This window comes from Streptomyces nanshensis, assembly GCF_001751255.1.
Classification (GTDB): domain Bacteria; phylum Actinomycetota; class Actinomycetes; order Streptomycetales; family Streptomycetaceae; genus Streptomyces; species Streptomyces nanshensis_A.
This window is the reverse complement of record NZ_LJGW01000723.1, coordinates 1-12,366: the sequence shown is the minus strand read 5'-3', so window position 1 is coordinate 12,366 and position 12,366 is coordinate 1. Positions and strand designations below refer to the sequence as shown.

Annotated in this window: 6 protein-coding genes; all 6 read right to left on the bottom strand. The window is 72.0% G+C overall.

What is annotated here, in order from left to right; translation table 11 throughout:
- Nucleotides 1-82: 82 nt before the first annotated feature.
- Nucleotides 83-1,672 (bottom strand): phosphoglycerate dehydrogenase, encoded by a 1,590-nt coding sequence (gene serA, locus AN218_RS33340; protein WP_070020764.1) that lies wholly within the window; start codon nt 1,670-1,672, stop codon nt 83-85.
- Nucleotides 1,673-1,984: 312 nt separating this feature from the next.
- Nucleotides 1,985-4,582 (bottom strand): beta-glucosidase family protein, encoded by a 2,598-nt coding sequence (locus AN218_RS33335; protein WP_070020763.1) that lies wholly within the window; start codon nt 4,580-4,582, stop codon nt 1,985-1,987.
- Nucleotides 4,583-5,199: 617 nt separating this feature from the next.
- Nucleotides 5,200-6,198, bottom strand: a complete 999-nt coding sequence (gene ilvC, locus AN218_RS33330) for a ketol-acid reductoisomerase (protein WP_070020762.1) — start codon at nt 6,196-6,198, stop codon at nt 5,200-5,202.
- A 185-nt stretch (nt 6,199-6,383) separates the two neighbouring features.
- Entirely contained in the window at nt 6,384-6,908 is a 525-nt protein-coding gene (gene ilvN / locus AN218_RS33325; protein WP_070020761.1) for an acetolactate synthase small subunit, read from the bottom strand.
- A gap of 37 nt (nt 6,909-6,945) precedes the next feature.
- Nucleotides 6,946-8,826: an acetolactate synthase large subunit gene (locus tag AN218_RS33320; protein ID WP_070020760.1), complete on the bottom strand. Its 1,881-nt coding sequence runs from the start codon at nt 8,824-8,826 to the stop codon at nt 6,946-6,948.
- Between the two features lie 234 nt (nt 8,827-9,060).
- The gene (locus tag AN218_RS38665; RefSeq protein ID WP_079132869.1) at nt 9,061-12,261 is read right to left on the bottom strand and encodes an EAL domain-containing protein; all 3,201 of its coding nucleotides are present in this window, start codon (nt 12,259-12,261) and stop codon (nt 9,061-9,063) included.
- Nucleotides 12,262-12,366 lie beyond the last annotated feature (105 nt).

Here is a 12,366-nt window from a genome sequence, read left to right as displayed (position 1 = left end):
GTGTTCGCCACGGCCCGGGCGCACCCGCTGTCGCGGGCTCCCGCGGGAGCCCCTGCGGACTCCGCGGGCGGAAGCCGTCCGCTCAGTCGGACAGATCGACGCTGCGCGCCGACGTCGCCCCGATCTCGCCCTTGATCTCGGTGAGGACGGGAGCCGGGATGTCGTCGTCGACGGTGAGCGCGACCAGCGCCTCGCCGCCCGCGACGGCACGCCCGACCTGCATGCCGGCGATGTTGATGCCGGCCTCGCCGAGGATGCGGCCGACGGTGCCGACCATGCCCGGACGGTCGGTGTAGCGGAAGAACGCCAGGTGCTCGGCGAGCGGCAGATCCACGTCGTGCTCGCCGACGGCGACGATCTTCTGCTGGTGCTTGGGACCGCTCAGCGTGCCGGAGACCGAGACCTCCTCGCCGCCGCTGAGCGTGCCGCGCACGGTGACCATGTTGCGGTGCTCCGCGGACTCGCTGGAGGTGGTCAGCCGCACCTCGACGCCGCGCTCCTGCGCGAACAGCGGGGCGTTGACGTAGCTCACCGTCTCGTCCACGACGTCCTCGAACACGCCCTTGAGCGCGGAGAGTTCGAGCACCTTCACATCGTGCTGGGTGATCTCGCCGTACACCTCGACGTCCAGCCGTACCGCGACCTCGCCCGCGAGCGCGGTGAAGATCCGGCCCAGGCCCTCGGCGAGCGGCAGCGCGGGACGTACGTCCTCGGCAATGACGCCGCCCTGCACGTTCACCGCGTCCGGCACGAGCTCGCCCGCGAGCGCGAGGCGTACCGACTTGGCGACCGCGATGCCCGCCTTCTCCTGCGCCTCACCGGTGGAGGCGCCGAGGTGCGGCGTGCACACGACCTGGTCGAACTCGAAGAGCGGGGAGTCGGTGCACGGCTCACTCGCGTACACGTCCAGGCCCGCGCCCGCGACCCGGCCCTCCTTGAGGGCGGAGGCCAGCGCCTCCTCGTCGACGATGCCGCCGCGGGCGGCGTTGACGACGCGGACGCTCGGCTTGACCTTGTGCAGCGCGTCGTCGCCGATGAGACCCAGGGTCTCCGGGGTCTTGGGGAGGTGGACGGTGATGAAGTCCGAGACCTCCAGCAGCTCGTCGAGCGAGAGCAGCTTGACGCCCATCTGCGCGGCGCGCGCGGGCTGTACGAACGGGTCGTAGGCGACGACCTTCATCCCGAACGCCGACATCCGCTGCGCCACGAGCACACCGATGCGGCCGAGGCCGACGACGCCGAGCGTCTTCTCGCTCAGCTCGACGCCCGTGTACTTGCTGCGCTTCCACTCGCCGTTCTTCAGCGCGGTGTTGGCCTGCGGGATGTTGCGGGCGCTGGCGATCAGCAGGCCGCAGGCCAGCTCGGCGGCGGTGACGATGTTGGAGGTCGGAGCGTTGACCACCATCACGCCGGCCTTGGTGGCGGCCGGGACGTCGACGTTGTCGAGGCCGACTCCGGCCCGTGCGACGACCTTGAGTTTCCCTGCGGCGGCCACCGCCTCGGCGTCGATCTTCGTCGCGGAGCGGACGAGGACGGCGTCGACGTCGGCGATGGCGGTGAGGAGTTCGCCGCGGTCGGCGCCGTTGCACTGCCGGATCTCGAAGTCCGGTCCGAGGGCGTCGACGGTGGCGGGCGAAAGCTCTTCGGCGATCAGTACTACGGGTTTGCTCACGTGGTCTCCAGTCTGGGGGCACCCCCAGGTCGAAGGCCCAGGGGGAGGGTCATCCCCGCTGCGGACAGCGGCGGAGGCAACGGCCGCGTCCCGACGGCCGTAGACGGTGGAGGGGGTCATCCCCGCGGGGCGGCGGCGCAGGGCAGACGCACGACGCTGTGAGCCTGTGGCGCGCTCGGCTTGTGGATGCAGTGTAGCTACGTACGGCGGGTGGGGGCTGCCCCTCCCCGTAAACGATCAGTCACGGAGCCGGACCGGACCGCGCTGACCTGGGCGGAGCGGGTCGCACACACCGGGGCCGCCGGGCTCGGGTCACTCATCGGGGCCGCCTCGGGCTCGTTCCGGCTCGCCGGATTCCGGTCCGTCCGGCTGCGGTTCGCCGCCTTCCGGTGCACCGGCGCGGACATGGGTCACGCCCCGTACGTCGCGGCTGGAGTGGGCCGCGAGCAGCCGGTACCGGCCGGGCGGCGTGCGCCAGGCGTGCGTCTCCTCGTCCCACACCTCGAAGGCGCGCGGGGCGACGGCGACGTGTGCCCGTACGGTCTCTCCGGGCGCCGCCTCGACGACGGCGAAGCCGGCGAGCCAGCGCAGCGGCCGGTGCGGCCCTCTCTCGCCGGAGGGCGCTTCGAGGTAGAGCTGCACGACCTCGCGCGAGGGGCGTACGCCGGTGTTCCGCACCGGAACGGTCACCTCCAGCGGCTCCCCCGCACGCCAGGCACCGGCCGAGGGGTCGCCGAACTCCCAGGAGGAATAGCCCAGTCCGTAGCCGAAGTCGCGGGCGGGCTCGCGGCCGAGCCGGTCCCAGCCGCGGTGCCCGACGTCGAGGTCCTCGGCGTAGTCGACGACGCCGTCGACGGGGATCCCGTCCGGTACGGGGACGTCCGCCTCGGCCGCGGGCAGCGTCCAGGGCAGCCGTCCCGACGGCTCGCACGCGCCCGTCAGCACATCGGCCAGCGAGCCTCCGGCCTCCTGTCCGGGCAGCCACCACCACAGCACCGCGGGCACGTCCTCCAGCCAGGGCAGGACCACCGGCGCTCCGGCGTTGACCACGACGACCGTACGGGGGTTGGCCTCGGCGACGCGGCGCACCAACTCGTGCTGGCGGCCCGGCAGTCCGAGGTCGGCGCGGTCCCAGCCCTCGGACTCCGACTCGGGGTTCGTGCCCACGACCACGACCGCGGTCTCCGCGCGCGACGCCGCCGCCACGGCCTCGGCGATCTCCTCCTCCGGGCTCGGACCGGGCGGCAGATGGCGCAGTTCGACGCGGGCGAAGCGCCCGAACGAACCGACGTCCACGACCTGTACGTCCGCCGTGACCGTCACCTCCAGGCCGGGCTCCTCGACCACGACGCGGCGCACACGGCCCTCGGGGTGCCCGGCCGACGCGTCGAGCAGGACCTCTTCGGCGACCCGGTGCGTGCTCTCGCTGAGCAACTCCCCGTCGATCTCGACACGGTGGGCGCCGACGGGGGCGACCTCCAGCAGATGTTCGCCGGGCTCCGTCAGCCGCAGCCGCGCCCCGGCCCGTACGGACGCGGCGCCGTCGGGCAGGGTGCGCAGCGCACCGTCCCAGGGCGCGGGACGGCGGGACGCGTCGAGTTGCCGTCCCTCGGCGTCGTACACGGTCAACTCCACGCCGCCGTCCGGCAGTACGGCCTCCGCCAGGAGGGGCGCGTGCCGCAGGGTGCGGCCGCCGCGGTGGGCGGTGATCTCGGCGGACGGGAAGGCAGCGCGCAGCGCGTCGAGCGGACGGCTCGCACGGGCCGGGGTGACATGGGCGCTGCCGCCGCCCTGGGCGAACGGTTCGAGCGCGTTGGCGCCGATCAGCGCGATACGGGAGGTCTCCGGAGGCAGCGGCAGCAGTCCGTCCTCGTTGCGCAGGACGACGGTGGCACGGGCCGCGGCACGGCGCAGCAGCGCGGCGGTGGCGGGCTCATGGCCGGAGGGCGTCTCCGACTGCCCGTCCGCGAGGGCGGTTTCGGCGGGTGCGTCGGGGTCGTCGGCGAGCGCGCCCACCCGTGCCGCGAGCCGCAGCAGTCGGCGCACCTTGTCGTCGACGTCGGCCTGCGGCACCTCGCCCGCGCGGACGGCGTCGAGCAGGGCGCCGCCCTCGGACCAGGGCCCGCCGGGGCCGGGCATCACCAGGTCGAGGCCGTTGCGGGCGGCGGCCACGGTGCTCTTCGTCGCGAGCCAGTCGCTGACCACGACACCGTCGAACTCCCATTCGTCCTTGAGCAGTTCGCGCAGCAGCCGGCGGTGCTCGGTGGCGGGCGCCTCTTCGTGTCCGTCGTCCAGGCCGTTGTAGGCGGCCATGACCATCCACACCGCCGCGTCCTTCACGACCCGCTCGAACGGCGCGAGATAGACCTCGCGCAGCACACGGGCGCTCAACCGCGAGCGGTAGACGGTGCGTTGGGTCTCCGAGTCGTTGGCGACGAAGTGCTTGACGCACGCGCCGACGCCCTGCCGCTGCACCGCCGCGACATACGGGACGGCCATACGGCCGCTGAGCAGCGGATCCTCCGAGAAGCACTCGAAGTGACGCCCGGCGAGCGGCGTCCGCTGGAGGTTCACCACGGGCGCGAGCACGACGTCCGCGCTCTTCGCCCGCGCCTCGGAGGCCATCAACGTGCCCAGTTCGGCGGCCAGTTCCTCGTCCCACGTCGCCCCGAGCGCGGAGGGCGCCGGCAACTGCGCGGAGGTCGTGGGCGCAAGTCCCCGCCCGCGTACGCCGATCGGCCCGTCGGAGACGGTGAGCGGCCGCAGCCCGGCGGACGGCAGCGCGTACAGCGTCCAGACGGTCTCCCCGGTGAGCACCCGTACGCGCTCCTCCAGGCTCAACCGCCCCAGCAGGGCGTCGAGTCGGTCGTCGGTCGGCTCACCGGAAACGGGTCGGCCCGCGACGGTCATGAACAGCTCCCGGATTCGGTCGATACATCACCACGTCGACAGGCTGCCACAACGACCGGCCGCCTCACCGCTCCCATCCTCCCCAACCCACCGCCTCCGAACTCCCCGACCGCCGCGCGCAGTTCACACGGCGTACGAGACCCGGCAGGACGTACGTACGCGATCCGCATGGACCGAAACGCCCCAAGACCGCGCACCGACCTGTACCGGAGACGGACGAGAACACCCACCCACCCGCAGACACCGAACAACGGACGGGTTGGAGGCAGGCGCCGCCAGGCGCATGCCGGAAACCCACCCACCCCGACGGGAGGTTCGCGCCCCCGACCCGCAGCGGAGACGTGCCCGAACCGGCCACAGACGACCGCCACTTCGCGTGGGGCCGCAGGCCCCCACGCACACCCGCGCCCCGCGCCCCACACCCGGAGAACCGGACACGAGACGCGGGGCGCGAGACGCGAGACGCGAGACGCGAGGCACGCGGCGCCAGACGCGCGGCACAGACCACGAGACGAGGACACGATCACGAAGCCCGATCAAGAGGCCCGTTCACGAAGCCCCGTCACAGAGCCCGGAGCGCCGGCTCCACCCCGTGGAGGCCCGGGGCGCCAGCCCCGTCACGCCTCCTCGTCGACCCAGCTCATCAGCTTCCGCAGCTTGCGCCCCGTGGTCTCCATCAGGTGGTCGTTCGCGGCCTTCTTGTACTCGTTGTACTTGGGCAGGCCCGCCTTGTACTCCTGCATCCAGTTGTTGGCGAAGGTGCCGTCCTGGATCTCGTCCAGCAGCTTGCGCATCTCGCCCTTGACCTCGTCGTTGATGACGCGCGGACCGCTGACGTAGTCGCCCCACTCGGCGGTCTCGGAGACCGACCAGCGCATCTTCTCCAGGCCGCCCTCGTACATGAGGTCCACGATCAGCTTCAGCTCGTGCAGGCACTCGAAGTAGGCGATCTCCGGCTGGTAGCCCGCCTCGACGAGGGTCTCGAAGCCCGCCTTGACCAGTGCGGACGTACCGCCGCACAGCACGGCCTGCTCACCGAAGAGGTCCGTCTCGGCCTCCTCGGTGAACGTCGTCTTGATGACGCCGGCCCGGGTGCCGCCGATGGCCTTGGCGTAGGAGAGCGTCAGCTCGAACGCCCCGCCCGTCGCGTCCTGTTCGACGGCGGCGATACACGGAACGCCGCGGCCCTCCTCGAACTGGCGGCGCACCAGGTGGCCCGGGCCCTTCGGCGCGACCATGCACACGTCGATGTTGGCCGGGGGCTTGATGAAGTCGTAGCGGATGTTGAGGCCGTGGCCGAAGAAGATCGCGTCGCCGTCCTGGAGGTTGGGGGCGACGGACTCCTGGTAGACCTCGGCCTGGATCGGGTCCGGGACCAGGATCATGATCACGCTCGCCTCGGCGGCGGCCTCGGCCGGCGTGGTCACCTTCAGTCCCTGCTCCTCGGCCTTGGCACGGGACTTGGAGCCCTCGTGCAGACCGACCCGCACATCGACCCCGGAGTCGCGCAGGGACAGCGCGTGGGCGTGGCCCTGGCTGCCGAAGCCGAGAACCGCCACCTTGCGGCCCTGGATGATGGACAGGTCGGCGTCGTCGTCGTAGAACAGCTCGGCCACTTGGGAAATCTCCTCTTTCGGGTCCGGGGGCTTGCCCCGGGGGTCGTTCTGAAGGGGTTTTCGGGGGGCGCCGCCCAACCTACGACGGACGGGCGGCGCGTACGGTGCGGGGTCACCGGCCGGTGCCGTGTGCTCGCCCCCGTACGCGGGTGTGTGCGCTCAGGGGCGTGCGGCGGGCGTGTGCCCTATGCGGACCGGTCCAGCGCGCGCAGGCTCCTGTCTGTGATGGAGCGGGCGCCGCGCCCGACGGCGATGGTCCCCGACTGCACCAGCTCCTTGATGCCGTACGGCTCCAGCATCTTGAGCATGGCGTCGAGCTTGTCGCTGCTGCCGGTGGCTTCGATGGTGACGGCCTCCGGCGAGACATCCACGGTCTTGGCGCGGAAGAGCGAGACGATCTCGACGATCTGGGAGCGGGACTCGTTGTCGGCGCGGACCTTCACCAGAACGAGTTCACGCTGGACGGCCGAGGCCGGATCCAGCTCAACGATCTTGAGAACGTTGACGAGTTTGTTGAGCTGCTTGGTCACCTGCTCCAGCGGCAGGTCCTCCACGTTCACGACGATCGTGATGCGGGAGATCTCCGGGTGCTCGGTGACGCCGACGGCGAGCGAGTCGATGTTGAAGCCGCGGCGGGAGAAGAGCGCGGCGATCCGGGCGAGGATGCCGGGGGTGTTCTCCACCAGGACGGAGAGCGTGTGCTTGGACATCTGTCGTTCCTTCTCTGGAAGTTCCTGAGCCCGCGGCTCACTCTTCGTCGTCGCCGAAGTCGGGGCGCACGCCCCGCGCCGCCATGACCTCGTCGTTGGAGGTGCCCGCCGCCACCATCGGCCAGACCATCGCGTCCTCGTGGACGATGAAGTCGACGACGACCGGACGGTCGTCGACGGCGTTGGCCTTCTCGATCACCGAGTCCAGCTCGTCCGGGTCCTCGCAGCGGATGCCGACGCAGCCCATCGCCTCGGCGAGCTTCACGAAGTCGGGGCAGCGGGTGCCCTTGCTGAGCTGCTCGCCGTCCTGTGCGGCGCCCGTACCGGACGTTGCGGAGTGCAGCCGGGTGTTGGAGTAGCGCTGGTTGTAGAAGAGCGTCTGCCACTGGCGGACCATGCCCAGCGCCCCGTTGTTGATGATCGCGACCTTGATCGGCACACCGTTCAGCGCGGCCGTGGCCAGCTCCTGGTTGGTCATCTGGAAGCAGCCGTCACCGTCGATCGCCCACACGGTGCTCTCGGGCCTGCCGACCTTGGCGCCGAGCGCGGCGGGCACGGCGTAGCCCATCGTGCCCAGACCGCCGGAGTTGAGCCATGTCGCGGGGCGCTCGTAGTCGATGTAGTGGGCGGCCCACATCTGGTGCTGGCCGACGCCCGCGGCGTAGACCGTGTCCTGCGGGGCGAGTTCGCCGATGCGCTGGATGACCTGCTGCGGAGAGAGACTGCCGTCCTCGGGCAGGTCGTAGCCGAGCGGGTAGGTCTCGCGCCAGCGGTCGAGCTGCTTCCACCAGTCCGCGTAACCGGACGCGGCGGCACCGCCGGCGGACGCTTCGCCCAGCTCCGCCTGCACCGCCACCACCAGGTCGGCGATGACCTCGCGGGCGTCGCCCACGATGGGCACGTCGGCGGCGCGGTTCTTGCCGATCTCGGCCGGGTCGATGTCGGCGTGCACGACCTTCGCCAGCGGGGCGAACGAGTCGAGCTTGCCCGTCACACGGTCGTCGAAGCGGGCGCCCAGCGCGACGATCAGGTCGGCCTTCTGCAGGGACGTGACGGCCGCCACGCTGCCGTGCATGCCGGGCATGCCCAGGTGCTGCGGGTGGCTGTCCGGGAAGGCGCCGATGGCCATGAGCGTGGTCGTCACCGGAGCCTTGGTCAGCTCGGCGAGGATCTTCAACTCCGCGGTGGCGCGCGCCTTGAGGACGCCGCCGCCGACGTAGAGCACGGGACGGCGGGCCTCCGCGATCAGCTTCGCCGCCTCCCGGATCTGCTTGGCGTGCGGCTTGGTCACGGGGCGGTAGCCGGGCAGGTCGCACACGGGGGGCCAGGCGAAGACCGTACGTTTCTGGAGCGTGTCCTTCGGGATGTCGACGACGACCGGGCCCGGACGGCCCGTCGAGGCGATGTGGAACGCCTCGGCGATCGCGCGCGGGATCTCGTCCGGGTCGGTGACCAGGAAGTTGTGCTTGGTGACGGGCATCGAGATCCCGCAGATGTCCGCTTCCTGGAAGGCGTCCGTACCGATCGCACCCGAGGCGACCTGACCCGTGATCGCGACCAGCGGCACCGAGTCCATGTGCGCGTCCGCGAGCGGCGTGACGAGGTTCGTCGCGCCCGGTCCCGAGGTGGCCATGCAGACGCCGACCTTGCCCGTGGCCTGCGCGTAACCGGTGGCCGCGTGGCCCGCGCCCTGCTCGTGGCGCACCAGGATGTGGCGGACGCGGGTGGAGTCCATCATCGGGTCGTACGCCGGAAGGATCGTCCCGCCCGGAATGCCGAATACGGTGTCGGCGCCGACCTCCTCGAGCGAGCGGATGAGGGACTGGGCGCCCGTCATCTCGGCCGGCGCGGCCTTCTGCTGTCCGACGGTACGGGCCCGCGGCTGGGGTTTGGGAGCCGCGGTGGACTGCTCGGTCATCGCTGATCTCTTCTCGAGAGTGGTTGACGCTCGTTTGGTGCGGTGGAAGCGGAGCCGCGGAGCGTGCGCCCCGCGCCGGTGCAACAAAAAACCCCTCGTGCCAGGAGGCAAGCGAGGGGAGCGCGCCGCTGCGTTCGCGGGTCCGGGGAGGGGACCCTGTCAGCCGACGCGCTGTCCAAGTACGAGAATTCGGGTGCGCATGGCACAGACCCTCCCCCCAGCACACTTTCCGTGTCAAGTGGGTGGGACGGGCGTCTCAGCATGCGGGCACGGTAAGGGAGGCCGTGCGGGCTCGACCGACTCCCGCATGTCCCCCGAGACCAGCCACGGAGGCATGTTCTCGCGCCGCTCCTGCATGCGTACGGGCAGGGCCCCCGCGACCACGACCGAGCGTCCGCCGCCCCGTTGACCGGAACCGTGCCCGCTCCTCCCGCCGGGCGCCGGGGCGCCCTTGGCACCCGCCGCACGTCCGCGCCCGGGAGCGCCGCGCGCGGTCGTGCGCTCCTCGGGCAACGGCTCGGGCAGAACGCCCCGCGAGAGCGCGTGCCGCAGACGGTGTTCGTCGAGGGGGCCGGAGAAGAGCGCGCCCTGGGCGTGGGTGCAGCCCATCTCCCGCAGTCTGGCGGCCTGTTCGGCGTGGTCGACCCCTTCGGCGACGGACATCAGCCCCAGATCGCCCGCGATGCGCAGCAGCCCCTTGGTGATCTTGCGCTGCCGTACGGAGTCCGCGAGACCTTCGACCAGGCTCCGCTCCAGCCGCACGATGTCCACCGGCAGCCGCCGCAGGGCCGATACGGGCAGCGGTCCGCTGCCGAAGCCGTCGAGTGCGATGCGGACGCCGAGCCGGTGCAGGGCGCTCAGCCGTGCCGCCAGCTCCTCCAGCGGGATGCGGGCGTCGGCGCCCGTCAGCTCCACGATCAGCGAACCGGGCGGCAGCGACTGCCGGGCCAGCACCGCCTCGACGATGCTGACGCCCTTGGCGGGACGTACGACGCAGGCCACGGGCAGCCGTACGGAGACCGGCACCGGGAAGCCCGCGCCCTGCCGTGCCACGGCCTGCTGCACGGCCTCCTCCAGCAGCCGCCTGCCGGTCTCGGCGGTGCCGCCGTGCTGCACGGCCTCGCCGCAGACGGCGGCCGGGCGGGCGGCGTGGTGCGCATGTGCCGGGACGGCCCGCTCCCCCTCGCTGCCCGTACGGCGGAACTCCTCCGGGGTGAACAGGACGCCCTGTGCCGAACGGCGGCGCGGGAGCGCGGAGACGGCGGTGATCTTCCCGCCGGCCAGCTCCACGACGGGCTGGTGCAGCAGCGTGAACTCGCCGCCGGGCTGCGGCAGTACGGCTTCGGTGGACGGGGACGAGGACGGAGATGGAGACGCGGCGGAGGCCGGGGCGTCGGAGGCGGACGAGGGGGACGCGGAAGCGGCAGCCGCGAGGCACGATGTCGCGTCGTCCTCGTGGCGGCCGCCGGACGTGGCGCCGCTCTCCTGCTGCATCCGCGGCGAGTACAGCTCGACCCGCGCCTTGCCCCCCTGCTTGGCCCGGTACATCGCCAGGTCGGCGTTGCGCATCAGCGCCGTCGGGGAGATGCCCGGCTCGGCGAACGCGATGCCGATGGACGCGGCGACGCACACCTCGCGGCCCTCCACGCGGTAGGGCTCGGAGAGCGTCATCCGCAGACGGTCGGCGATCTCGTGGATGCGCAGCTCCCGTTCGCCGTCCGCGTGGGTGCTGGGGTTGCCGTCGCCGAGGATGAGCACCGCGAACTCGTCGCCGCCGAGGCGGGCGGCGGTGTCTCCCGCACGGACGGAGTCCTGGAGGCGGCGGGCGGCGGCCACGAGCAGTTCGTCGCCGCCCTGGTGGCCGATGGTGTCGTTGACGGCCTTGAAGCCGTCGAGGTCGATGTAGAGCACGGCGTGCTCGCTGTCGCCGCCGCGGCGGCCGACGAGGGCCTTGCGCACGCGCTCGGTGAACAGCGCGCGGTTGGGCAGGTCGGTGAGCGGGTCGTGGGAGGCGTTGTGCTGCAACTGGGCCTGGAGACGGACGCGTTCGGTCACGTCCCGGCTGTTGAAGATCAGGCCGCTGCGGTAGCGGTTGACGGTCGACTCGACGTTCAGCCAGTGGCCGCGGCCGTGCCGGAAGCGGCACTCGATACGGGTGGAGGGCTCCTCGTGCTGCGGTGTGGCGAGGAAGCGGCGCAGCTCGTGCAGCACGCGGGAGAGGTCCTCGGGGTGGATGAGTGCGGCGAGTTCGGTGCCGATGAGGGCGTCGCCGTCCCTGCCGTAGACGCCGGCCGCGGCTGGCGAGACATACCGCAGCATCCCGGTGGGCGAGGCGATCATGATGACGTCGCTGGACCCCTGGACCAGGGAGCGGAAGTGGTTCTCCTTCTGGGCCAGTTCCTGCGTGAGGCTTATGTTGTCCAGCAGCATGATCCCCTGGCGTACGACGAGGGCGAGCACGACCGTGCACGCGGTGAAAAGCACCACGCGGTCGATCTCGCGCCCGGCGACGGCGTTGTAGAGGATCCCCAACGTGCAGACGGCGGCGGCCAGATACGGGGTGAGGGCCGTCAGCGATCCCGCGATCGGACGGCTGGGCACGTCGCCGTGGAGCGCCTCACGTCCGGCGACCGCGGCCGCGGAGGTGGTGGCGGCGGCCTCGCGGCCTCCGCCGGCCGTCTCCCGCGCGGACTCCCGCTCGGCCTTGACCCACGGCGCGTACGCGAGCAGCAGCGCCCCGGCGAACCATCCGGCGTCCAGGAGCTGCCCCGAGGTGTAGTGCTCGCGCAGCATCGGCGAGGTGAACAGCGCGTCGCACAGCACGGTCGTCGCGAGCGCGCCGACCGCGGTGTTGATCGCCGAACGGTGCGCGGCGGAGCGCCGGAAGTGCAGCGCGAGCACCATGCTCACCAGCACGATGTCGAGCAGCGGGTAGGCCAGGCTCAGTGCCGCGGCCGACACCGAGTCCCCGTCCCAGTACGTGGTGTGGACGAGCGCGAGCGACCAGGAGATGGTCAGCAGCGAGCCGCCGATCAGCCACGAGTCGAGGCCCAGGCAGACCCATCCGGCGCGGGTGACGGGCCGCTTGGCCAGGACGAGCAGTCCGATGATGGCCGGGGGCGCGAAGAGCAGGAAGCAGAAGTCGGCGGCGGAGGGGTGCGGGACGGGCTCCCGCAGCACCACCTCGTACCACCCCCACACAGCGTTGCCCGCGGCCGCCATCAGCGCGGAGAGGCCGAACAGCAGCCAGGCGGGGCGCAGTTGGGTGCCGCGGAGGGTGCGGGCGTAGCGGATGCAGGAGACCGCGGCGATCACTCCGGCGGCGGCGAGCCCGAAGTCGCCCATGAACAGGGAGACTTGCTCGGAGCCCCAGCCGAACATCGCGCCGATCGCATAGCCGCCGCACAGCGCGACGAGCAGGAGCTGCGGCAGCATGCTCCGCAGCCGCGATCCCGGACGGGCGGACCCCGAACGGGCGGGCGCGGCAGGCCCGTCGGCGCGCGCGGACGCCCCGGGCTCCGTGGCCTGCCCGTGCCGTGC

Bases quoted from the DNA above. Each gene is read 5' to 3' on its own strand.
- AN218_RS33335 (WP_070020763.1), bottom strand. From the start codon at position 4,582: ATGACCGTCGCGGGCCGACCCGTTTCCGGTGAGCCGACCGACGACCGA.
- ilvN (WP_070020761.1), bottom strand. From the start codon at position 6,908: ATGTCCAAGCACACGCTCTCCGTCCTGGTGGAGAACACCCCCGGCATC.
- AN218_RS33320 (WP_070020760.1), bottom strand. From the start codon at position 8,826: ATGACCGAGCAGTCCACCGCGGCTCCCAAACCCCAGCCGCGGGCCCGT.
- AN218_RS38665 (WP_079132869.1), bottom strand. From the start codon at position 12,261: ATGCTGCCGCAGCTCCTGCTCGTCGCGCTGTGCGGCGGCTATGCGATC.